Consider the following 22,720-nt stretch of genomic DNA (forward strand, 5'->3'; position numbering starts at 1 on the left):
AGCTTCAACCCTATCGGGCGAGGTGGGCGGGTCTGGCGCGTCAGAAGATCAGGCCTTCGAAGAAGCGACCGTCGGGTTCAGGCATCGCCTCGACGACCCGCTGCCCCGCCTCGGTGAGATCGAGCCAGCACGCGTAATACCAATAGCGGTCATCCTCGACTTCGGGCGTATACACGGCGTCCAGCTTTTCCATCTGGTCGTCGAGGCTCCCGGGCCATTCTTCCCAATGGAGGCCTGTTCTGTGCTCGGGCTTTTCGAATTGCAACTCGCCTATCCGAATCAAACCTCCGGCCGCTAATCGATGTACAGCGTCCATCACAAGACGTTTGCGCTTCGCACGGTCCGACTCGAAGTGAGTCGCGTAGGCGTCTGCGCTGCCGATCTCGAACCAATCGTCGTCGGCTTGATACAGAATCAAGTGTTCCAGCGTGTCCCGCTCTGTCTTCATTTTCCCCATACCTTCGGCAAATGAACTTTGATGACCTCTCCCGCGGGTGGCTTGATGTCGATGGTGATTCCACCGGACGTGCTCTCATCCCGCAAGCCAACCTCGGTGCCGTCTGGCAGCCTGCGCCTCTCGCCCTTGTATGTGCCGACGTCGTCGATGGGTTCGCTTCCCCGGGTGATCTCCTCGTAGATCTCGCGAACTTCATCAGGGGTGTCCACCTCCCGATGCGGTTTAGTTTTCCCCTTGCGCGACTTCTCCTTAAGTACATCCTTGATGTTCTCGAACGAGGGCGCCGCCTCATCGAGCCACGTACCCAAAGGCGACGGTGCCGGCCCAATGTGCTGCCTGACACTGCCGTCGAGGTTGTGCGTCCAGTAGTACATGTCCAGTCGGGCGCGCCGAACTTGCTCCTCCGGCGTGTAGAACCGTGACCCGCTGGTTGACCCGGCCCCCGCGCCTCCCAGCACGATCAGAGTGATTGCAGCCATGACGGAGGCGGCGCCGCAGGCGGCAGTGAGGGCGCCGATGCTGTACGCACCCGAGAGCAGCCACTGCGCGATCTGCTGCGCCGTGGCCCCCGGCGCGGGCACGACCAAGGATGCCGGCCGGATGCCATCGTTGTGGGGGCCGCCGGTGCGGGCACCATGGCGCGGCCGACCGGACCCGGTGTCTATGAGCTCGTTCTGGAACAGGCCCGAGGTGGCTGCGTCGAAGGCGCGGAGCGCATTGAGTCTGTCCTCCAGGCCGCGAAGATCCTTCTCCAGGTGATTGAGCACCATCTCGAGCTGACGATTCTTGGTCTGCAACGCCTCACCCAGTAGCGGCAGTGCAGACAGCGCCGCCGCGGCCGCGCTGTTCACCTCCATGAGCCGCTCGGTCGCGTCCCGTTGAGCCTTCGTCGCGTGCACCTGCGTGGAGAGCTGGTCTTCTTTGAGCACGCCGAAGGGTGACCGGCTCGATCTTCACCTTCCCCATCCCTTCGGGACGTACGCTGTGACCTCGGAATATTCCGTCAACTGAGGCAGTCGTCCCGAACGAGTGACGCCCGAACATCTCAGTCCGATAACCGGTGATCGGGTTTGCCGAAGGGCGCTGAGCATCCGCTCAGTGGCCTCGGTCAATCGAACCAGCCGGCCTCAATCACGCTAGCCGCGGGGCCGCTAGCAGACCGACTTGCGTGCCGTCATGGGCCGGGACGGCTTTGCCTTGCAGCTCATGCTCCATCCGGAGCGCGGGCGGGTACCTGATTCGTTGCCAATCATCATCTTTCGATTCACCAGCCATCGTCGAAGCGTTCGCTCAATTCGGGGAGGAGCTCCTCCATTCGCCGTCCCTCGTCCGTTATCCTGAAGACGCAGGACCAGCCCCAGTCACGATCGTCACGACCTTCGGGCATGTACACGCTGGAGAGACGCTCGATCTGGTCGCTGACCGTACCTGGCCACTCGACGTGGATGCCCTTCTCCCAATCGATCGTGCCGATCGTGATGTATCCGGCCTGAGCCAGTGAGCGCGCCGTTGCTAGCACCAATGCTTTCCGTCTGACATCGTCCGGCTCGAAGAACGACTTTGCCTCGTAGTTCGCCGCATCTATGTCAAGCCAGTCACCGGCGGCCATGTTCAAGTACAGGTGTCCCAGGGAATCGGGGTCGACCTTCATTTTCCATATCCCATCGGTAGATGTATCTTGATCGGTCTGCGTGTTCCGGGAAACTTGATATCGATGGTCGGGCCACCAGAGTCGCTATCTTTTCGTAGGCCGATCAGCGTGCCGTCCTCCTGCTCGTAGACCGTGCCCTTGTATTGCCCCCAGGTGTCAGACTCCTCTGCCCCCTGGATGAGATCATCGAAGAGTTCGGCGAGGTCGTCCGGATCATCTATCTCGCGAACGTCTCGGTTCTTGCCCTTGCGAGTCTTGTCCTTGGCGAGCTTCTCGATGTCGGCCGCATCGAGAGACTCGTTGAGGTACCTGCCGAATGGCGTCGGCGCCGGCCCGATGTGCTGCTTCACGGTACCGTCGAGGTTGTGCGTCGCGTAGTACATCTTGAGCCACGCACGCCGGACCCGTTCCTCAGGCGTGTAGAACCGTGACCCGCTGGTTGACCCGGCCCCCGCGCCTCCCAGCACGATCAGAGTGATTGCAGCCATGACGGAGGCGGCGCCGCAGGCGGCAGTGAGGGCGCCGATGCTGTACGCCCCCGAGAGCAGCCACTGCGCGATCTGCTGCGCCGTGGCCCCCGGCGCGGGCACGACCAAGGATGCCGGCCGGATGCCATCGTTGTGGGGGCCGCCGGTGCGGGCACCATGGTGCGGCCGGCGGGACCCGGTGTCTACGAGCTCGTTCTGGAACAGGCCCGAGGTGGCTGCGTCGAAGGCGCGGAGCGCATTGAGTCTGTCCTCCAGGCCGCGAAGATCCTTCTCCAGGTGATTGAGCACCATCTCGAGCTGACGATTCTTGGTCTGCAACGCCTCACCCAGTAGCGGCAGTGCAGACAGCGCCGCCGCGGCCGCGCTGTTCACCTCCATGAGCCGCTCGGTCGCGTCCCGTTGAGCCTTCGTCGCGTGCACCTGCGTGGAGAGCTGGTCTTCTTTGAGCACGCCGAAGCGACTGACCTTCGCGTCGTGCCACTTGTACGTCTCGAGATCCTTCTCGAGGCTTTCGAGTTGGCTTCGCGTGTGCCCGATCGTCGGCACGATCGCCTCGGTGAACACCACCCTGGCCGCGGAGTAGCCCTGACCGCTCAGCTCCCCGGTACCCAGGGCTGAGACAAGCCGATCGCACGCAGCCTGCGTCTCGCCCACCACCGATTGAGCGGCGGTGAGGTTCGCCGAGAGAGCAGCGACCATGGTGCTCGACTCGCCCGCGTCATAGATCAAACCCATGCGGCCGAGGCTACTGAAAGCGGCGGTCCACTCGCCTATTGAGGACAGCGGCCCCCGCGGGTCAGACGAACGCCGCCTGTCCCGTGATCGCCCGGCCGACGATGAGCGTGTTCATCTCGCGCGTCCCTTCGTACGAATACAGGGCCTCGGCGTCGGCGAAGAACCGGGCGACGTCGTAGTCGAGCACGATGCCGTTACCGCCCAGGGCCTCGCGGCACCACGCGACCGTCTCGCGCATCCGTGCCGTCGCGAAGGCCTTGGCGAGGGCCGAGTGCTCGTCGCGCTGCTCGCCGTCGTCGAGCATCTGCGAGACGCGGGTGCAGAGGCCGATGGAGGCCGTGATGTTGCCGATCGACTTGACCAGGAGGTCCTGGATCAGCTGGTGCGACGCGATCGGCTTGCCGAACTGGACGCGTTCCTTCGTGTAGCGCAGCGCCGCCTCGTAGGCGCCGACCGCGACGCCGATCGCCGCCCACGCGACCTCGGCGCGGGTGAGCCGGAGGACGCGCGCCGTGTCCTTGAAGCTGTTCGCGTTCTGCAGGCGCAGCGACTCGGGCACGACCACGTTCTCGAGCGTGATGTCGGCGTTCTGCACGATGCGGAGCGACTGCTTGCCCTCGATCTTGGTCGCGGTGTAGCCCGGGGTGGAGGCGGGGACGATGAACCCCTTCACCTGGCCGTCGTCGGCGCTCTTGGCCCAGATCACGGTGATGTCGCTGAACGTGGCGTTGCCGATCCAGCGCTTCGGACCGTTCAGGATCCAGTTGTCGCCGTCGCGCGTCGCCACCGTCTTCAGGCCCTGGGCGGAGTCGGAGCCGGAGGTCGGCTCTGTGAGTCCGAAGGCGCCGAGCACCTCGCCGCTCGCGAGCTTCGGCAGCCACTCGGCGCGCTGCTCGTCCGAGCCGCACACCCCGATCGCGCCGAGCGCGAGGCCGTTCTGAACGCCGACGTAGGTGCTGACGGATGCGTCGACGCGCGCCAGCTCCAGGGCCACCCAGCCGCGGAACACCGCCGAGTTCTCGAACGGGGCCGTCTCCGGGAAGCCGAGGCCGATGGCGCCGTTACGGTGCAGCACATCGATGATCTGGTGCGGGAACTCCGCCTTCTCCCAGTACTCGTTGACGATCGGCTTGATCTCCGACTCGAGCTGCGAGCGGAGGTTCGCGATGAACTCCTTCTCGCGGTCGGTCAGCAGGTTCTCGAAGCCGTAGAAGTCTCCGGCGATGGTCTCGAAGGGCATGTTCGCTCCAGTGCGTCCGCGGGATGGTCGGGCCGCCGTCAGCCTAGGGACACGCGGCGGGACGGACAAAGCGATTGGTAGTTTGGTCCAACGCGACGAAAGGGATGAGGACGCATGTTTGTGCGCATCGGCAACACTCCGCGGGACTACGCCTGGGGCTCGGCGACGGCGATCGCCGGCTTGCTCGGCACCGCGCCGAGCGGCGGTCCGGAGGCGGAGCTGTGGCTGGGCGCGCATCCCGGCTCGCCCGCCCGCGTCCTCGACCCGGCGCTGACCGACGGCGCGGAGGACCTGGCCGCGTGGGAGCCCACGGCCGAGCTCCCCTATCTCTTGAAGGTGCTGGCGGCAGACGGGCCGCTGTCGTTGCAGGCGCACCCCTCGCCCGAGCAGGCCCGCGCCGGATACGAGCGGGAGAACGCGCTCGGCCTCGCGCCGGACTCACCCGATCGCAACTACAAGGACCCGTTCCACAAGCCCGAGCTGATCTACGCGCTCAGCGACCCGTTCGAGGCGCTGTGCGGCTTCCGCGACCCCGCCGAGAGCCGGGCGGCGCTCGAAAGGCTCGCCGCCGCCAGCCGGGGCGGAGCGGTGCTCGCAGGCTTCGCGCGCACGCTCGACGGAGAGCCGGGAGCCGTGCTGCGCCGCGCGACCGAGTGGCTGCTCGGCGGCGACAGCGACGTCGACCTCCTGGTGGCCGAGGTGGTCGCCGCAGCGCGCGAGCTGCCCGACGACCGGGACGCGGACACGGTGCGGATGCTCGACGCGGCCTTCCCGGGCGACCCCGGGATCGTGCTCGCCCTGCTGCTCAACCGGGCGACCCTCCGCCCCGGCGAGGTGCTGTACCTGCCCGCCGGCAACATCCACGCCTACCTGCGGGGGCTGGGCATCGAGCTGATGGCCGCCTCCGACAACGTGCTGCGCGGCGGGCTGACCCGCAAGCGGATCGACGTGCCGGAGCTCGTCTCGGTGCTGGACTTCTCGCCGATCCGGGCGACACCGCTCGCGCCAGGGCACCCCGGCGCCGGTGTCGCGGAATTCCGCCCGGACGTGCCGGACTTTCGGCTCGACGTGGTGCGCCTCGACGCCGCCGTCCCCTCGGCCGAGCTGGCCCTCACCGGCACCGCGATCGCCCTGTGCACCGAGGGCGACCTCGAACTCGCAGGCGACACCGGGGCGCTGCGTCTCGCCCGCGGCGAGGCGGCCGTGATCACCGGGGACGAGCGGACGCTCTCGGTCGGCTCGGGTCAGGGCACCCTCTTCGTCGCCATGCCGAACGCGTGAGCTATTCTGCGGGAGTGACGAGGCCCTCCGCGCTGGACGAGCGCATCCGCGCCGCCCGTTCGGCGAGCGGGACCGGCGAGGCGGTGCTCGCGGCAGTGGTGCTGTTCACCCTGTTCGCGGGCGATTTCTGGCGCAACCTGATCAGCTGGCCGGGGTACTTCGCGCTGGCGGGGGTGCTGGCCGTCGTGGTCGCCGTCGTCCTGGTGCGCGCTCGTCCGCGCTTCCGCTGGCGGACGACGCCGAAGACGCTGGTGGTCTTCCTGGCGCTCGCGCTCGTGTCGATCGCGTGGTCGGCGTATCCCGGAGCGAGTGCGCTGGGCGTGCTCGCGCAGCTCGCGACCACGATCGCCGGGCTGTTCCTGGGGCTGCGTCTGGGGATGCGCGGTCTGCTGAGCGCCCTCGGCAACGCCTTCCGCTGGATCCTGGGGCTCTCGCTGCTGTTCGAGCTTGTCGTCGCCGTCTTCGTCCGGCAGCCCGTGCTGCCACTGACGCCCGTGCAGCCTGCGCCGGCGGGCAAGCTGCCGGAGGCGTTCTTCTGGAGCCGCGATCTGCTGTTCCACGGCGGCCCGATCCAGGGGATCGTCGGCAACAGCAACCTGCTCGCGATGATCGCGCTGCTGTCGATCGCCGTGTTCGGCATCCAGCTCGCGGACCGGGCGGTGCGCCGCGGCTCGGCGGCGAGCTGGCTGGTCGTCGCGGTGCTGACGCTGGCGCTCACGCGGTCGGCGACGGTGATCGCGGCCACCCTGGCCGTCGCCGTCGTGCTGGCCTTCGCCCTGTGGGCGCGGCGCGTGGGACCCGAGCGCCGGACACCGGTGTACGTCACGGCCTTCGCCCTGCTGATCGCGGCGATCGTGCTCATCTCGGTGTTCGCCTCCCGCATTCCGGCGCTCTTCGGAAAGAGCGAGGACCTGACGGGCCGGCTCGACATCTGGCACGCGGTGATCGGGCTCGCCCAGCAGCGACCGGTGGTCGGCTGGGGCTGGGTCAGCTACTGGGCGCCGTGGGTGAAGCCCTTCGACGGCCTGGCCACCCGCAACGGCGTCGAATACCTGCAGGCGCACAACGCCTGGCTGGACGTGTGGCTCCAGCTCGGCATCGTCGGCCTGGTGGTCTTCATCCTCCTGGTGCTCACGACGTTCGGGCGCGCCTGGTTCCTGGCGATCGACCGCCCGCGCACCGGCATGGCGGACAACCAGCCGTACACCGCCACCGCGCTGCTCCCGCTGCTGCTGCTCGCGGCTCTGATCGCGCAGAGCTTCGCCGAGAGCCGCATCCTCATCGAGGGCGGCTGGGCGCTGCTGGTCGCGCTGGCGGTGTCGACGAAACGCGGAGGCTGACGCCGCGTCACGATCCGCTGGACATCCTCGTCTACCCCAGTGAGGGCCGCCGTCGGCGGCCGGCGAAGGAGACGAGACGATGTCGATGCGATGGGGACGGGCGGCCACGGCCGCCGCTGCTGCGATCGCGGGCGCGCTGGCCGCGCTCACCCTGGCCGGCCCGGCGGCGAGCGCGGCGACGACCGCCGGAACGACCGCCGAGCAGCTGGCGGGCGCCCGCTACGTCGCGCTCGGCGACTCCTTCGCGTCGGGCTATGGACTTCCGCCGTATGCCGCCTCGCCGGCTCCCGGCTGCCTGCAGTCGACCGACAGCATCGCACACCGGGTGGCGAGCGCGTACGGGCTCGACCTGACCGACGTGAGCTGCACCGGGGCGACGATCGCCGACGTGACGTCGACGCCGCAGACCGTGCCGGGCGCGACCGTGCCGGCCCAGCTCGACGCGGTGACCTCCGGCACCGCCCTGGTGACCGTGTCCATCGGAGGCAACGACGTCGGCTTCTCGACGGTGCTGGCGTCCTGCATCGCCGTGAGCCCTTCCGGTCCGCTCGCGCAGGATCCGGCGTCGGCCAGCTGCGCCGCGAAGTTCGGTCCGCAGCTCTCGGCCGCGGTCGACGGCCTCTCCCCCGCGCTGGATGCGATGCTCGGCGCCATCCATCAGAAGGCGCCGAACGCGAAGCTGATCGTCCTCGGCTACCCCGCCCTCGCGCCGACCGACGCCGCCACCCCCGCCGCCGGCTGCTTCAGTTCGGCGCTCGGCCTCGGCCAGCTGCCCCTCCCGCAGAACGCCTTCCCCTTCGCGGACGTCGACCGGACCCTGATCGCGTCGCTCAGTGCGCAGCTCGACGCTGTGCAGCGCGCCTCCGCCGAGCGCAATGGGGCCACGTTCGTGTCGGTGCTCGCCGCCTCCGACGCACACACGCCCTGTGCGGGAACGACCGAGCCGTACCTGAACGGCATCACTCTGACGTCCCTCCAGCCTCCGGCTCTCGCCGAAGGGGCGATGCATCCGAACGCTGCAGGCGCGGCCTTCCTCGCGGACCGGCTGCAGCAGGCGGTGGCGGATGCGTTCCCGGCACCGGGCGTCGAGCCGGGCGGGGCAGGCGCCCCCGACACGGCGACGCCGCCGCCCGCCGCACAGCAGGCTGCTCAGGCTGCTGTCGACGGGCCGACCGGTCGGCTGGCCGAGAGCGGATCCGACCTCACGCCCCTGCTGCTCGTCGGAGGCGCACTGGCGGCGATCGGCGCCCTCGTGCTGCTGACGGGGCATGCGGGTCCCCTGGGCCGCCGGAACGCCGCACCCGCCCCGAAGTGATCGCCGCGGGGTCGGCCCCGTAGGATTCCTGGTATGGCAACGCCCCGTCGGACCCTGGTGCCGCCCGCGGTCACCGAGTTCCTGGGCTCTGCACGCTTCACCTCGACGCTCGCACTCCTCGCGGTGATCACGGGTTTCTCGACGCACGCGATCCGGGCGTTGATCGGCTGGCCCGGCCTGATCGGAGCGCTCGGCGTCCTCGTCGCCCTGGCGGCCGTGTCGTTCGCGGCGCAATGGCGGCTGATCGAATGGCACGGGCTCCTGCCCATCTCCGCCCTGCTGTTCGTGGGCTGGTGCGCGCTGTCGCTCCTGTGGAGCCAGTATCAGTGGGCGACGTTCGGCGCGGTGATCTACCAGCTGATCTTCGCCTTCCTGGCGGTCTACATCGCGCTGGTGCGCGACGCGATCCAGATCGTGCGGGTGGTCGGTGACGCGTTGCGGTTCCTGCTGACCCTGTCGCTGGCGTTGGAGGTGCTGAGCGGCCTGCTGCTCGACGCCCCGATGAAGTTCCTCGGCATCCTGGGCAACATCGGTCTCGGCGGCCCGATCCAGGGCCTGTTCGGCTCGCGCAACCAGCTCAGCATCGTCGCGCTCATCGCGTTCGTCACCTTCCTGGTCGAACTGCGCACGCGATCGGTCAGGCCGCCCGTGGCGGCGTTCTCCATCACGCTGGCGGGGCTGTGCATCCTGCTGGCGCACTCCCCCGTCATCGCCGCCGTCTCCGTGGTCGTCGGGCTCGCCACGCTCGCGCTCTACCTGATGCGCAAGGTCCGGCCGCACCAGCGGCCCTACTTCCAGTGGGGACTGGCCGTCCTCACCGTCGCCGCCCTGGTCGCCGCCTACATCTACCGCACCCGGGTGATCGACCTGCTCAATGCGCGCGCCGACTTCCAGGTGCGCTACCAGCTGTGGATCCAGATCTGGCAGCTGATCCCGGTGCAGCAGATCGTGGGCTGGGGATGGGTGGGCTCCTGGCCCACCGACCTCTACCCGTTCACGGCCATCCAGGCGGCGACCGGGGTCTACCACTCGGACGGGCTGAACGCCTACCTCGACGTCTACCTGCAGGTCGGCATCATCGGCCTGCTGCTCTTCGTGGCGCTGATCGCCCTGGCCTTCGGGCGCTCGTGGCTGCTCGCCTCCAACCGCCGCAGCGTCGTCTACGCGTGGGCCCCGCTCGTCCTGGTGGCGCTCCTCGTCACGAGCGTGTTCGAGAGCTCGATCTTGGTCGAGTCGGGGTGGATGCTGCTGGTGATCTGCACGGTCAAGGCGTCGCAGGGTATGAGCTGGCGGCTGCGCCTGCCGCACCACGAAGCGGCCGGCTGACGGCACGCGGCGAGCGGACGCCCCTGCGCCGCGGGTCGTCCGGCTCAGGCCGTCGGCGTCGAGCGTGCGAACGATCGGCGGTGCACCCGCAGCCCGCGCACCAGCCCTGCCCAGAACACCGCGCCGAACGGCACAACATAGGTGAGGTACGCCGCGACTGCGCGCCCGGGAGCGCGCCGGGCCGCGGCGGCCGCCGCCGGCGCCAGCAGCCCCAGCACCACCAGCGCGAGGAGCACCGCGACGACCCACCAGGCGCCCAGCACGAGCGCCAGGAGCAGGGCGAGCACCGCGAGCACCGGCACGACGGCCAGCGCCCACAGCACGACGTTGCGGAGGGCGCTCGTCCCGGCGTAGCTGTCCACGAACAGGGTGCCGCGCTCGTACGCGTGGCGCAGGAAGCCGCGAACCGTGGTCCGCGGGCGGTACAGCGCGCGAAAACCGGGGTCGAGCCGGAGCGGGCGACGCTCGCACACGTAGCGCAGCAGCTTCGTGTCGTCGGAGACGAGATGCGCGTTCTCCTCCGGCCACGCGGCGAGGCACGCGTCCAGGAACAGCTGCTTGTCGATGATCAGGCAGCCGGTCCCCTTGGGCACGCGGTCGAAGTTGTCGAGGCCGATCTCGGTCGGCGCGGGATGCGCCAGATAGTCGCCCCAGAAGATGTGCGTCGGGACCTCCCAGAAGCGGCCGACCAGCGGGGCCGCCGGGTCCGTCGGCACGTGCCCGTTCCAGGGCGGGCTGCCGAGGGCGGCATCCACCGTCTCGAAGTACGCGAACGAGTCCGCGCCCATCAGCAAGCGGGAGTCGAAGACGAGCAGACGGTCGGCCCGCGCCGCCTGGGCGCCCTCCCATCGGGCGAGGAAGCGCCCCCGGTTCTCTTGTGTGATCACCCGCAGCGGGACGGTGGAGGTCGCGGCCAGCGCGGCGAGCACCTCGGCCGTGGCATCGGTCGACCCGTCGTCGACGACCACGATCTCGGCGCGCACGTCCGAGCGGGCGAGCGCGGTCTGCAGCGAGCCGATGGTGGTCGGCAGCCACGGGGCCGAGTCGTAGGACGCGATCACGATGCTGAGGTCGAGGGTGGTCGCACGGCCGTCGGTCATGCCCCGGCCTCCCCGGTCACGGCGGTCGGCTCGGCGTCCGCCTGCACACGGGGACGCAGCCACCAGAGGTGCACCGCGATCCCGACCGCGGGGCCCGCCGCGAGCCCCAGAGCGGCGCGCCCCTCCAGCGGAAGCGGCAGGAACAGCAGCAGGATCGTCACCACGGAGGCCGCCACCCAGCCGATGGCGTAGCCGCCGTGGAGGTTGCGCGCCAGCACGGCCGCACCGGTGACGCACAGGATGCCGATCATGCCGGACGACGCCACGAGAGCCGTGAGCGTGGCCGCGTCGAGGTCGAACTGGCTGCCGAACACCGCGCGGACGACCGGAACGCCGAAGAGCCACGCGCACAGGCAGAGTACGGCGACCACCGCGGCGATGAGGACGGAGAGGCGGGTGACGAGGCGGCCGGCTCCGCGCGGCGCGCGCGCGAACTGGCTGACGAGGAAGCTCGAGAGGGCCATGAGCGGAACCAGGATGGGCGCCCGGGTGAGTGTCACGGCGAGCACGAGCGAACCGAGCGCCTGGTGCCCGGAGGGACCGGCGAAGAACGACAGGATGAGCGGGAAGCCGTTGATGAGCACCGCCGTCGCCGATGCCGCGATCATCGTGCGGAGGGTGTTGGCGGCGAGCCCGCGCATCCGCTCGGGCACCACCGCACGGCGCACCAGCTCGCGCGGAGCGGTGAGGAAGACCACCGCCAGCGCCAGCGGGAACGGCAGGATGACCGCCAGCGCCAGTGCCCACGGCTGCGTGGTCAGCGCGAGGATCAGCAGCACGAACGCGACGCGCAGCACACCGTCGAGGGCGACGACCCCCGCGAGCTGCCGCCACATCCCGCTGCCGGCCATGACTCCGGAGCCCGCGGCGACCAGGCAGTTGAACGCGGCGCCGACGGCGACGAAGACGCTCAGACCCGCGTTGCCGGGGCCGAGGGACGGCGCCGCCCAGAGGAGGGCGCTCGCGAGCACGACGGCCAGCACGACCACCGCGAGCATCGCGGCGAACAGCCAGATCGACGATCGGCGGCCGGCAGGCTGCGCCGCGCCGGACTCGCGGTCCGCCTGGGCGACGGCCCGGGTGGACTCCTGCTGCACGCCGAACAGAACACCGACGACGAGGAACAGCGCCGACCAGAACACCGAGAACACGGCGTAGCCGGCCGCCCCGCTCGCCGTGAACACGCGCCACGTCACCAGGTAGCCGCTGAGCCCGGAGACGACCGTGGCGCCGAGGATCAGCGCGACGGACGACCGGGTCCCGGACGCCGTGGACGTCGCGGAGCCCTCACCGACCGTACGGACGGGGAGCGGCTCGTTGAGCGGTTCGTAACTGGTCACGGCCGCCGCGGCTCCCCCTCGGCGGTCCCGGCCGGCTCCACCGTGCGGTGCCTGCGCAGCAGCACCCAGTGGATGGCGTACAGCGACAGGAAGACGAACAGGCCGATGACGCCGTTGGCCACCAGCCAGGCGTCGATGTCGGGAAGGGTGAGCGACGCGGCCGCCCACTGCGCGAGCGTCGCCAGCGCGAAGACGGCGAGCGCCACCCGGGAGGCGGCGGCCGTGATCCGCACCAGGATGCCCTGGGCCAGCGCCCACGGCAGCCAGGCGATCGCGAAGCCGACGACGATCTGGCCCGTCAGCGCGTAGTGCGAGCCGAAGAGCAGGCCGACGATCCAGTCGCCCGCGACCGCGACGATCACGAACATGGCGACGCCGGTGAGCGCCGTGATGACGAGGATCACGGTGACGCCGAGGTTGGTGAGCGCAGCGTTCCCGCGCGAGCGCACGAAGCGCGGCAGCAGGTACAGCGAGAACGTGGCCGGCACGATCAGCGTGGTCTTGATCAGCACGGCGGCCGCCGCGTAGGCGCCCGCGACCTCCTGCGGCGTGCCGGACCGCACGAACACCACGTCGGCGTTCGTCAGCCACGCGAAGCCGATCGTGAGCAGCAGCACGACCGTGCTGTTCAGGGTGAACGGCCGGCCCGTGAGCGGGACGGCCTCGCGCCGCGCCTGGAGGCTCGCGCCGATCGCCCCGGCGAGCGCCGTCAGCACCAGGATGGCCAGGATGGCGCTCGACTGCGCCGACAGCAGCACCGCGATCAGCGCCAGCACCGCCTGTGCGACCTGGGCTCCCGTCGACCACCACACCACCGCGCGGGAGTCCCCGGCGCCCTGGAGGCGGCCCTGCGCTCGCGCGAACAGGAAGTTGGGGATCATCGCGGCGGCGGTGAGCAGCACGGTGACGAGGCCGAGGGCGCCGGGGGCCGCGAGCGTCGAGGAGAGTGCGAAGACACCGAGGGTGCCCAGGCCCCCCAGCACCAGGGCTTCGATGAACGATCCGTCGAGCCGGCGGCGGCCGGTCGCCGCCGGCGCGAGGCCGCTGTGGAGGGTCTCCGCCGTCGTCACCGCGACGGAGTTCCGCAGCGCGGAGCTGCCGATCGCCGCGACGTTGATCAGGGCGAGCGCCGCGGCGAGCAGGCCGTACGACGACGGGCCGAGGCCGCGGATCGTGATGATCTGGAACGCCGTGGTGGCGACGATGCCGAGCGCGCTGACGATGCCGATCTCGGCGAGCGCGCGCCCGTGGCGCGCGACCATGCCGCGAGCACCGCTCGCCGGCGCGCCGGCCGGGTCGACGCTAATCGGCGTACCCCCTGCTCACCAGGTCGGCGACGATGATGTCGGACGGCGAGAACTCGGGCCGCTCCAGGCCGTGGCGCATCGACTCGTAGTCGGTCAGGAAGCCGCGCAGGCGCCCGAGGTCCCACTCCGAGAGCAGGATGTTGCGCCCGATCCCCTCCGCCTGCTCCGTCGCTTTGCGGTGGATGAGCGTGGGGAGGCCCAGCAGCGCGGACTCCGCCTGCACGCCGCCGGAGTCGGTGACGACGAAGGCGGCCTGCTTCAGCATCTCCACGAAGGCGTCGTGGCTGAGCTTCGGGATGATGGTGATCCGGTCGCCGCCGGTCTTCTGCAGCGCCTTCTCGATCGTCTCCCGGTTGAACACGTCGACGATCAGCCGCACCGGGATGGGGCTCTCCTGCAGGACCGCGAGGGTGTCGTCGACGAGCTGCGAGTTGGAGATGAACTCGAACCGGTGGAGCAGCGCGACGCCGAACGGCTCCTCCCCGCCGCCGGCCTGCTCGCCGTGGTCGAGCACGGCGTCGAGCGCGGTGTTGCCGTAGGTGTAGACGACGTTGTCGCGCTTGGCCAGGTTGCGGGTGGCCTCCTCCGACGGCGTGTAGTGCACCGTCGCCATGGTGCCGACGATGCGCCGGTCGAGCTCCTCGGGGAACGGATGACGCCAGTTGCCGCTGCGGAGGCCCGCCTCGATGTGCGCGCACGGGACGCCGAGGCGCTTGGCGATCCAGGCGCCGGCGACGCTGGTCATCGTGTCCCCGTGGACGACGATCACCGTGTCGGGGGGCAGGGTCTGCTTGAGCCGCTTGCGGTTGCGCCGGAGCCATCCCGCGACGGCGGTGCCCCAGCTGACGACGTCGCGCGTGCCGCGCAGCGGCCGGCCGTTCGCGCCGTTGGCGATGACGACGTCCGGCTCGCCGAGCCCGAGCTGCTCCATGACCTTCACGAGCGCATCGGTGTGCTGCATCGTGACCCACTGCTGGATGCGATTGCCCCGGGCCCGGAGACGCCGGATCACGGGAGCGAGCTTGATCGCTTCCGCCGTCGTTCCGTAGATGAAGACGATCATGTGCGTGGTGGGAGCCTTTTCGGTGTCCTGAGCAGGGCACACCTATTCAACCATGTCGTGAACCGGAAGACCGTGACCGGGCTCTCCCCGCAGGGAACTGGTATTTTCGACTGCGGACGCCGCATCCGCGCCCGCACCACCCCGAGAGGAACACCACGTGACGTTCGTCGCCTCCGACGCCGATGTGTCCGCCGACGCGGTCGTCGGTGACGGGACGAAGGTCTGGAACCTGGCGCAGGTGCGGGAGCACGCGACGATCGGCCGCTCCTGCATCGTGGGACGCGGCGCCTACATCGGGGCTGGTGTGACCGTCGGCGACAACTGCAAGATCCAGAACCTGGCTCTCGTGTACGAACCCGCAGCGATCGGCGACGGCGTCTTCATCGGGCCGGCCGTCGTGTTCACCAACGACCAGTACCCGCGTGCCGTCAGTCCGGACGGCGAGCTGAAGTCCGCCGCCGACTGGACGCCGGTCGGGGTGACCGTGCTCGAGGGCGCGTCCATCGGCGCCCGGGCGGTCTGCGTCGCCCCCGTCACCATCGGTCGCTGGGCGACCGTCGCCGCGGGGGCCGTGGTGACCAAGGATGTCCCCGACCACGCTCTCGTGGGCGGTGTGCCCGCCCGCCGCATCGGCTGGGTCGGGCGCGCGGGGGTCCCCCTGCGCGAAGAGGGCGGCGTGTGGAGCTGCCCGCGAACCGGAGAAAGGTACCGAGAGGCGAACGGCGCTCTCGAACGAATCGAATGACCCAGCCAGAATTCATCCCGGCCGCCCGTCCGCTCATCGGCGAGGAGGAGCGCTCGGCCGTCGACGCCGTGCTGCGCAGCGGAATGCTCGCCCAGGGGCCGGAGGTCGCGGCGTTCGAGCGCGAGTTCGCCGACGCCGTGGTGGACGGCCGGCACACGGCCGCCGTCAACTCCGGCACGTCGGGCCTCCACCTGGGTCTCCTGGCGGCCGGGATCGGCCCGGGCGACGAGGTGATCGTGCCGTCGTTCACCTTCGCGGCGACCGCGAACGCGGTGGTCCTCGCCGGCGCCGAGCCGGCCTTCGCGGACATCGACCCGGACAGCTTCAACCTGGATCCGGCCTCCGTCGAGAGCCTGGTGGGCCCGCGCACGGCCGCGATCATGCCGGTGCACCTCTACGGCCACCCGGCCGACATGGCCGGGATCCAGCGGATCGCGGACGACCACTCCCTCGCGGTGTTCGAGGACGCGGCCCAGGCGCACGCCGCGACCATCGACGGCCGCCCGGTCGGGACTTTCGGCGCCTTCGCGATGTTCAGCCTCTACCCCACCAAGAACATGACGTCGGGCGAGGGAGGGATGGTCGTCTCCGCCGACCCGGAGGTGGACCACCGTGTCCGGCTGCTGCGCAACCAGGGCATGGAGAAGCAGTACCAGAACGAGCTCCCCGGCTTCAACGCGCGCATGACCGACCTGCACGCCGCGATCGGGCGAGCCCAGCTGCGCAAGCTCGCCGGCTGGACGGCCGGCCGCCGGCGGAACGCCGCGTACTTCGACCGCGAGCTGGCGGGGGTGGTGATCCCACCCGTCGCCGAAGGGGTGGAGCACGTCTACCACCAGTACACGATCCGGGTCCCGGAGGACCGCGACGGCTTCGCGAAGGCCCTGCGCGAGGAGTACGCGATCGGCAGCGGCGTCTACTACCCGGTGCCGGTGCATCGACTCCCCTCGTTCGGCCGCGGCGACGTCCTGCCCGAGACGGAGCGCGCCGCGCGCGAAGTGCTCTCGCTGCCGGTCCACCCGTCGCTCACGGAGGCGGACGTCGACCGGGTGGTCGCCGCCGTCAACACCCTGGCGAAGGCGGGCAGCTGATGGCCGACCTGCGATACGCCGTGATCGGCCTGGGCGTGATGGGCCGCAACCACGCCCGCGTCATCCGCGAACTCGACGGGGTGACCCTCGCCGCCGTCGTCGATCCTTTCGCGCCCGAGGCCGACGTCGCCGGCGTGCCGGTCGAGGCCGAGGTGGATGCGGTGCTCGGCGCGGGCATCGACGCGGCGATCGTCGCGGTGCCGACGACCGCGCACGAGGAGGTCGCGCTGCGGCTCGCCGACGCCGGGGTGCACGTGCTCGTCGAGAAGCCGATCGCGGCGGACGTCGGGCAGGGCGCCCGCATGGCCGAGGCCTTCCGCTCCCGCGGCCTGATCGGCGCGGTCGGGCACATCGAGCGGTTCAACCCGGCGCTGCAGAACCTGCGGAAGCGCCTCGACGAGGGTGAGCTGGGCGAGGTCTACCAGATCGCCACCCGCCGTCAGGGGCCCTTCCCCGCCCGCATCGCGGACGTCGGCGTGATCAAGGACCTGGCCACCCACGACATCGACCTGACGTCGTGGCTGGCGCAGAGCCCGTTCCGCACCGTCCACGCCAACACCTCCCGCCGCAGCGGCCGCCCGCACGAGGACCTCGTGGCCTTCAACGGACGCCTGGACGCCGGGATCATCACCAACCACCTCGTGAACTGGATGTCGCCGATGAAGGAGCGGATCACCGTCGTCACCGGAGAGTCGGGCGCGTTCGTCGCCGACACCCTCAGCGGCGACCTCACCTTCTACGAGAACGGCACGGATGCCACCGAGTGGGACGCGGTCTCCGCCTTCCGCGGCGTGGCGGAGGGGTCCGTCATCCGTTACGCGCTCAAGAAGCGCGAACCGCTCCGGATCGAGCACGAGGCGTTCCGGGACGCGATCCTGCACGGCCGCCCCGGCATCGTCACGATGGACGAGGGACTGGCGACGCTCGCGGTCGCGGAGGCCGTCATGCAGTCGGCCGCGCAGGAGCGCGAAGTCGTCGTCGACCGGGTCGCCGGCCCGGCGGAGACCGCGCGATGACCGCCGGCGTCGAGTACCAGGAGGCCGCTCCGGCACGCACGTGGGGCCTCTTCGGCCTGGGCCGCGTCCGCACCGTCATCGCCGCGCTCATCCCGGTCGCGCTGCTCGTCGCCCTGCTCTCGTGGGCGCTCGCGTCCCCGGTCGGGGCGAGCCCGGACGAGGACTACCACCTCGGCAGCATCTGGTGCGCGCAGGGCGACCGCGCCGGCCTGTGCGAGTCGACGGCCGACCCCGGCGTCAAGCGCGTGCCCGCCTCGGTCACCAAGGCGGCGAAGTGCTACGCGTTCGACATCCTGCACAGCGGGCGCTGCCCGGACGCGGCCTCGCAGGAGCTCACCGCCTCCAAGCGCGGCACGTTCAACGACCACGGGTACCCGCCGGTGTTCTACCTGACGATGAGCGTGTTCGTGAGCCACGACACCGCCGCCTCGGTGCTGGCGATGCGGGCGTTCAACGCCGTGCTGTTCGTCGGGCTCCTCACCGCGCTCTTCCTGCTGCTCTCCCCACCACGGCGTGGGATCGTGCTGTGGGGTGGCCTCATCGCGCTCGTGCCGTTCGGGATGTTCATCATCCCGAGCGTGAACCCGTCCGGGTGGGCGGCGATCTCGGCCGTCACGCTGTGGCTCTGCCTGATCGGCTTCTACGAGGCGCAGACGCGCGGGCGGATGATCGGGCTCGGCGCGCTCGCGACGGTGGCCACCGTGATGGGCGCGGGCGCGCGCTCGGACGCCGCCACCTACTCGGTGCTCGCCATGGTCGTCGTCCTGCTGCTGAAGGCCGAGCGGACGCGCGCCTTCTGGCTGAAGTCCATCCTCACGCTCGTGCTGGCGATCGTCTGCGTCGTCTTCTTCCTCACCGGCAGCCAGGGCGGCGTGATCAACCCGGAGACCGCCGCGCCGCTGTCCGGGCGCCAGACGCTCGCCCTCGCCGTCGCGAACCTGCTCCAGCTGCCCTCGCTCTGGACGGGCACGCTCGGCACCTGGGGTCTCGGCTGGCTCGACACGCTCATGCCCGCGATCGTGTGGGTCCCGTCCGTCACGCTCGTCGCCGGTGTCGCGTTCGGCGGGCTGCGCTACGCGCCGCTGCGCAAAGCTCTCGCGGTAGGCCTCGTGGGCCTCGCCCTGATCGCCGTGCCGCTGTACGTCCTCGTGCACGACCGGGTGACGGTCGGCAACGGTGTGCAGCCGCGGTACATCTACCCGCTCATCCTGCTGCTCGTCGGCGTCTGCCTGTGGGGCTTCCGCCGTCTCGGCCTGGGGCTCTCCGGGGTGCAGCTCGTCCTGATCGTCGGCGGCCTGTGGATCGCGAACCACATCGCGCTCTACACGAACCTGCGCCGTTACGTGACGGGCGAGGCGGCGCAGGGGCTGAACCTGGATGCGGGCGCCGACTGGTGGTGGTCGCTGCCGTTCGGACCGATCTGGGTGTGGGTGATCGGATCGCTGGCGTTCCTCGCCGCGCTCGCGGCCGCGGCGGTCGTCTCGTGGCCGCCCGGCACCTTCGGACTGCGGCGGCGCGCGGCTCTCGCCTGAGCGCCGGGCGCCCGCATGCGAAGATAGTAACGACCGAGCCAGGTAACCCAACCCGACGAAGGCCCCCTCCCCGACGTGACCATCGACATCATGATGCCGTTCTACGGCGACCCGGAGCAGCTCCGCGCCGCCGTGAGCAGCGTCCTCGCGCAGACCGACCCCGAGTGGCGGCTGGTGGTCATCGACGACCAGTACCCCGATCGGTCGCCCGGCGAGTGGGTCCGCGGCCTGGGCGACCCGCGCGTCCACTACCTGCTGAACGAGACGAACCTCGGCGTGAGCGGCAACTTCTCGCGGTCGCTCGAGCTCGTCGAGAGCGAGCACTTCGTGCTCATGGGATGCGACGACGTGCTCGAGCCCGGCTACATCGCGCAGATGCGTGCCGCCGTGCAGCGCTTCCCAGGCACCTCGTACTACCAGCCGCAGGTGAGCGTGATCTCCGATCGCGGTGAGCCGTTCCTGCCGCTCGCGGACCGCGTGAAACGCTGGTCGCGGCCGCGGAAGTCACACCCGGTCATCCTGCAGGGCGAATCGCTCGCCGTCAGCCTGCTGCGCGGCAACTGGACCTATTTCCCGTCGATCTGCTGGCGCACGGACGCCGTCCGCGCCGCGCACGGCTTCGACCCGCGGTACGAAATCGTGCTCGACCTGGCCCTCCAGCTGACGATCATCACCAGCGGCGGCACCATGGCCCTCCTCCCCGAGCGCACTTTCCAGTACCGGAGGCACGAGGCGAGCGTCTCGTCCGCGACCGCCCGGTACGGCGGCCGGTTCGACGAGGAGCGCCGTTTCTTCCACGACGTCGCCGAGCAGCTGGACGCGATGGGATGGCGTCGTGCGGCCCGTGCGGCCCGTCGCCACGTCACGAGCCGGCTCAACGCCGCGACCAAGCTCCCGGGAGCGATCCGCGGCGGCGACCGCGACGGACGCAGCACCCTCCTCCGCCACGTGTTCACGAATCGGGCGGTGCGATGACCAGTAAGGTGAACCCCATGCCCCCGTCCCTCGAACGGACGCTCATCGTCATGCCGGCCTACAACGAGGAGGCCTCGGTCGCCTCGGTGGTCGCCGAGGTGCGCGAGAAGCTCCCGGGCACGGCCTGCCTCGTCGTCGACGACGGTTCGCTGGACGCGACGGCGGAGCGCGCAGCGGAGGCCGGTGCGCTGGTCGCCCGGCTCCCGTTCAACATGGGCGTCGGCGGCGCCATGCGTCTCGGCTTCCAGTACGCGCTGACGAACGGCTACGACGTGGTCGTGCAGATCGACGCCGACGGCCAGCACGATCCAGCGGGCGTGCCCGCCCTGCTCGACGCACTCGCCGACTCCGACATCGCGATCGGCGCCCGCTTCTCCGGCGAGGGCGCATACGCGGTCCGGGGTCCGCGGAAGTGGGCGATGCGCCTCCTGTCCGTGGTGCTGAGCCGTATCACCGGCACGCAGCTGAACGACACGACCAGCGGTTTCAAGGCGAACGGCCCACGCGCCGTCGCCCTGTTCGCCCGGGCCTACCCGGCCGAGTACCTGGGCGACACGGTCGAGGCGCTGGTGATCGCCGCCCGCGCCCGCCTGACGGTGAGCCAGGTGCCGGTGTCGATGCGCCCACGCACCACCGGAACGCCGAGCCACAACCCGTTCAAGTCGGCCGTGTACCTGGCACGCGCGTTCCTCGCGCTCGTCGTCGCGGTCATCCGCCCGCGCGCGGCCATCACCGAGACCACGATCGCCTGACATGTCGCTGCTCACCTACATCTTCGGAATCCTCGCTGCGCTCCTGACCCTGGGCGTCGTCATCGAGATGCTCCGCCGCGGCCGGATGCGCGAGCGCCACGCGATCTGGTGGCTGGTCGCCGGCACGCTGGCGCTGATCATCGGTGTCTTCCCGCAGATCCTCGACTGGCTCGGCGGCCTCATCGGGGTGGGTCTGCCGGTCAACCTGGTGTTCTTCGTCAGCATCGCCGTGCTGTTCCTGGTCTGCATCCAGCACAGCTCGGAGCTGACGCAGCTCGAGAGCAAGACGCGCACCCTCGCGGAACGGCACGCCATCCAGCAGCTGGAGCTCGAGGAGCTGAAGGCCCGGGTGGCCGCGCTGACCCAGAAGAAGGACTGAGCGGTGGCATCGACCGCAGACGGCCGCGCACCCGCGACGGCCGTCGGCACCCCCTGGCCGCCCTCGCGCGTCTTCCTCGTCGTCTGGGCACTGCTGTCGGCGCTCTCCGCCGTGTGGGCACTCGCCACGCCGATCTCAGGCTCCCCCGACGAGCCCGCGCACATCGTGCGCGCTGCGAGCGTCGTGCGCGGCGAACTGGTGGGCACGCCGTCCGCCGACGGCCATGTCGTGACCGTTCCGCGCTACATCGCGGACACCCAGCGGGAGACCTGCTTCGCGTTCCATCCGCTGGTGACGGCGAACTGCCCCGTCTCGCACGACGGCGCTCCGGGTGCGCTCACGACCGGGACGACCACCGCGGGCCTCTACAACCCGCTCTACTACTACGCCGTCGGCTGGCCCAGCCTGCTGTTCTCCACCGACGCGGGCATCTACGCGATGCGGATCGTCAGCGGCATCCTGTCGTCGCTCTTCGCCGCGCTGGCGCTGCTGGTGCTGTGGCGCCGCGATCCGTCCCCGTTCCTGGTGCTCGGGTTCGCGGTGGCCGTGACTCCGCTCACGCTGTTCCTCAACGCCTCCGTGAACCCGAACGGGTTGGAGGCGACGGCCACGCTGGCGGTGTTCGCGGGCGTGCTGTCGATCGTGCGCGGCGGGGCGGACGTCCCGCTCGGCCCGGCCGCCGCTGTGGTCGCGGTGTCGGGTTTCGTCGCGGTCAACGCGCGCGGCCTCTCACCGCTGTGGGTTCTGCTCGCGATCGCCCTGCCGCTGGTACTGCTCGACCGTCGCGCGCTCTGGTCGCTGCTGCGCCGCCGGGCGGTGCTCATCTGCGCCGCGGTGGTCGCCGCGGGGACGATCGCCGCGCTCGGCTGGACGCTGGGGAGCAACTCGCTGCTCAACGCCGTCGACCATCCCGAGTCCACTCCGCAGCGGTTCGCCGGCGTCGGCACCAATTTCTTCAGCGGGTTCTTCATCACGATCGAGCGCACCGTGGAGTACGCGCACGGGGTGATCGGGATCTTCGGGTGGCTGGACACTCCGGCCCCGCCGGAGGTGTTCTTCGTGTGGACGGCGCTGATCGGCGCGCTGCTCCTGGCGGCGTTCTCCGTCCTGCGGTCCCGGGCGCTGCTTCTCGCCGTGCTGCTTCTCGCGAGCTTCGTGCTGCTCCCTCCGCTCGTCCAGGGCGTGTACATCACAGGGGGCGGCGTGATCTGGCAGGGCCGGTACGCCCTTCCGCTCTTCCTGTGCCTGATCATCGGCATCGCCGTCCTCCTCGGCGGGCGGGTGCCGTTCGCCGCAGGGGCGGCGCCGTGGCGGCGGCTCGCCTGGATCGTCGTGGTCGCGCTGGCGGCCTCCCAGTTCTACGCCTTCGAGAACACCCTGCGCCGGTACTCCGTCGGCGACGGCGGATCGCTGAAGGTGTTCCTCCTCGGCTCGCCGCCGTGGGCACCGCCGGGCGGCAACCTCGTGCTGCTGCTCCTCTTCGCCGCCGTAGTGGCCTGCGGCGCCTGGCTGGCGCTCCGGTCCGTGCTGCGTGTGCGGGACGACACGCCGACCCCGCTGGTGGCCGCCGGCGCCTGACAGCCGTCC

21 protein-coding genes are annotated in these 22,720 nt (G+C 70.4%); 12 read left to right on the top strand and 9 right to left on the bottom strand.

The annotated features are described in order from the left end of the window. Positions 1 to 40: 40 nt before the first annotated feature. The 5 genes from ACR9Y5_RS14135 to ACR9Y5_RS14155 form a co-directional block, all read right to left on the bottom strand. On the bottom strand, positions 41 to 448 hold the full coding sequence (locus ACR9Y5_RS14135; protein WP_481298533.1) for a hypothetical protein: 408 nt from the start codon (positions 446 to 448) through the stop codon (positions 41 to 43). Beyond that, complete coding sequence (locus tag ACR9Y5_RS14140) at positions 445 to 1,386, bottom strand: hypothetical protein (protein WP_481298534.1); 942 nt, start codon at positions 1,384 to 1,386, stop codon at positions 445 to 447. Before ACR9Y5_RS14140 ends, ACR9Y5_RS14135 begins: the two co-directional genes overlap by 4 nt. Positions 1,387 to 1,721: 335 nt before the next feature. Then, positions 1,722 to 2,108, bottom strand: coding sequence for a hypothetical protein (locus ACR9Y5_RS14145; protein ID WP_481298535.1), 387 nt, complete (start codon positions 2,106 to 2,108; stop codon positions 1,722 to 1,724). Then, the gene (locus tag ACR9Y5_RS14150) at positions 2,105 to 3,331 is read right to left on the bottom strand and encodes a hypothetical protein (RefSeq protein ID WP_481298536.1); all 1,227 of its coding nucleotides are present in this window, start codon (positions 3,329 to 3,331) and stop codon (positions 2,105 to 2,107) included. The genes ACR9Y5_RS14145 and ACR9Y5_RS14150 overlap by 4 nt, the downstream gene beginning before the upstream one ends. 61 nt (positions 3,332 to 3,392) lie before the next feature. Continuing rightward, positions 3,393 to 4,571 (bottom strand): acyl-CoA dehydrogenase family protein, encoded by a 1,179-nt coding sequence (locus tag ACR9Y5_RS14155; RefSeq protein ID WP_481298537.1) that lies wholly within the window; start codon positions 4,569 to 4,571, stop codon positions 3,393 to 3,395. 114 nt (positions 4,572 to 4,685) lie between these two features. Here ACR9Y5_RS14155 and manA point away from each other — a divergent pair, with 114 nt between their 5' ends. The 4 genes from manA (at position 4,686) to ACR9Y5_RS14175 (ending at position 9,833) form a co-directional block, all read left to right on the top strand. Then, positions 4,686 to 5,852 (top strand): mannose-6-phosphate isomerase, class I, encoded by a 1,167-nt coding sequence (gene manA / locus ACR9Y5_RS14160; RefSeq protein ID WP_481298538.1) that lies wholly within the window; start codon positions 4,686 to 4,688, stop codon positions 5,850 to 5,852. 14 nt (positions 5,853 to 5,866) lie between these two features. Further along, positions 5,867 to 7,192 (top strand): O-antigen ligase family protein, encoded by a 1,326-nt coding sequence (locus ACR9Y5_RS14165; protein ID WP_481298539.1) that lies wholly within the window; start codon positions 5,867 to 5,869, stop codon positions 7,190 to 7,192. A 79-nt stretch (positions 7,193 to 7,271) separates the two neighbouring features. Further along, positions 7,272 to 8,507, top strand: a complete 1,236-nt coding sequence (locus tag ACR9Y5_RS14170) for an SGNH/GDSL hydrolase family protein (RefSeq protein WP_481298540.1) — start codon at positions 7,272 to 7,274, stop codon at positions 8,505 to 8,507. Between the two features lie 33 nt (positions 8,508 to 8,540). After that, positions 8,541 to 9,833, top strand: a complete 1,293-nt coding sequence (locus tag ACR9Y5_RS14175) for an O-antigen ligase family protein (RefSeq protein WP_481298541.1) — start codon at positions 8,541 to 8,543, stop codon at positions 9,831 to 9,833. Positions 9,834 to 9,877: 44 nt separating this feature from the next. Here ACR9Y5_RS14175 and ACR9Y5_RS14180 read toward each other — a convergent pair whose 3' ends face one another. From ACR9Y5_RS14180 to ACR9Y5_RS14195, 4 genes are read right to left on the bottom strand one after another with little or no spacing between them, the layout of a single operon-like run. Then, on the bottom strand, positions 9,878 to 10,933 hold the full coding sequence (locus ACR9Y5_RS14180; protein WP_481298542.1) for a glycosyltransferase family 2 protein: 1,056 nt from the start codon (positions 10,931 to 10,933) through the stop codon (positions 9,878 to 9,880). After that, positions 10,930 to 12,273, bottom strand: coding sequence for a lipopolysaccharide biosynthesis protein (locus ACR9Y5_RS14185; protein WP_481298543.1), 1,344 nt, complete (start codon positions 12,271 to 12,273; stop codon positions 10,930 to 10,932). The genes ACR9Y5_RS14180 and ACR9Y5_RS14185 overlap by 4 nt, the downstream gene beginning before the upstream one ends. Beyond that, a complete protein-coding gene (locus tag ACR9Y5_RS14190; protein ID WP_481298544.1) occupies positions 12,270 to 13,535 on the bottom strand; it encodes a hypothetical protein in 1,266 nt (421 codons plus the stop codon). The genes ACR9Y5_RS14185 and ACR9Y5_RS14190 overlap by 4 nt, the downstream gene beginning before the upstream one ends. A 40-nt stretch (positions 13,536 to 13,575) precedes the next feature. Next, a complete protein-coding gene (locus ACR9Y5_RS14195) occupies positions 13,576 to 14,643 on the bottom strand; it encodes a UDP-N-acetylglucosamine 2-epimerase (RefSeq protein ID WP_481298545.1) in 1,068 nt (355 codons plus the stop codon). A gap of 157 nt (positions 14,644 to 14,800) precedes the next feature. On the opposite strand from ACR9Y5_RS14195, the gene ACR9Y5_RS14200 reads away from it, so the two are divergent. The 8 genes from ACR9Y5_RS14200 to ACR9Y5_RS14235 all read left to right on the top strand — a co-directional run bounded on the left by ACR9Y5_RS14200 (position 14,801) and on the right by ACR9Y5_RS14235 (position 22,711). Then, complete coding sequence (locus ACR9Y5_RS14200) at positions 14,801 to 15,388, top strand: acyltransferase (protein WP_481298546.1); 588 nt, start codon at positions 14,801 to 14,803, stop codon at positions 15,386 to 15,388. After that, on the top strand, positions 15,385 to 16,479 hold the full coding sequence (locus tag ACR9Y5_RS14205) for a DegT/DnrJ/EryC1/StrS family aminotransferase (RefSeq protein ID WP_481298547.1): 1,095 nt from the start codon (positions 15,385 to 15,387) through the stop codon (positions 16,477 to 16,479). Before ACR9Y5_RS14200 ends, ACR9Y5_RS14205 begins: the two co-directional genes overlap by 4 nt. Further along, positions 16,479 to 17,495, top strand: a complete 1,017-nt coding sequence (locus tag ACR9Y5_RS14210; protein WP_481298548.1) for a Gfo/Idh/MocA family oxidoreductase — start codon at positions 16,479 to 16,481, stop codon at positions 17,493 to 17,495. Before ACR9Y5_RS14205 ends, ACR9Y5_RS14210 begins: the two co-directional genes overlap by 1 nt. Then, positions 17,492 to 19,027, top strand: a complete 1,536-nt coding sequence (locus ACR9Y5_RS14215) for a DUF2142 domain-containing protein (RefSeq protein ID WP_481298549.1) — start codon at positions 17,492 to 17,494, stop codon at positions 19,025 to 19,027. Before ACR9Y5_RS14210 ends, ACR9Y5_RS14215 begins: the two co-directional genes overlap by 4 nt. 75 nt (positions 19,028 to 19,102) lie before the next feature. After that, positions 19,103 to 20,002: a glycosyltransferase family 2 protein gene (locus ACR9Y5_RS14220; RefSeq protein WP_481298550.1), complete on the top strand. Its 900-nt coding sequence runs from the start codon at positions 19,103 to 19,105 to the stop codon at positions 20,000 to 20,002. A gap of 17 nt (positions 20,003 to 20,019) precedes the next feature. After that, positions 20,020 to 20,754 (top strand): glycosyltransferase family 2 protein, encoded by a 735-nt coding sequence (locus ACR9Y5_RS14225; protein WP_481298551.1) that lies wholly within the window; start codon positions 20,020 to 20,022, stop codon positions 20,752 to 20,754. Between the two features lies 1 nt (position 20,755). Continuing rightward, positions 20,756 to 21,133 carry a DUF2304 family protein gene (locus ACR9Y5_RS14230; RefSeq protein ID WP_481298552.1) on the top strand — a complete coding sequence of 126 codons (378 nt, stop codon included), beginning with the start codon at positions 20,756 to 20,758 and terminating at the stop codon, positions 21,131 to 21,133. Between the two features lie 3 nt (positions 21,134 to 21,136). Further along, the gene (locus tag ACR9Y5_RS14235) at positions 21,137 to 22,711 is read left to right on the top strand and encodes a DUF2142 domain-containing protein (protein WP_481298553.1); all 1,575 of its coding nucleotides are present in this window, start codon (positions 21,137 to 21,139) and stop codon (positions 22,709 to 22,711) included. The last annotated feature ends 9 nt before the right edge of the window (positions 22,712 to 22,720 follow it).

Source organism: Leifsonia sp. KNZ13-11D (genome assembly GCF_056754895.1).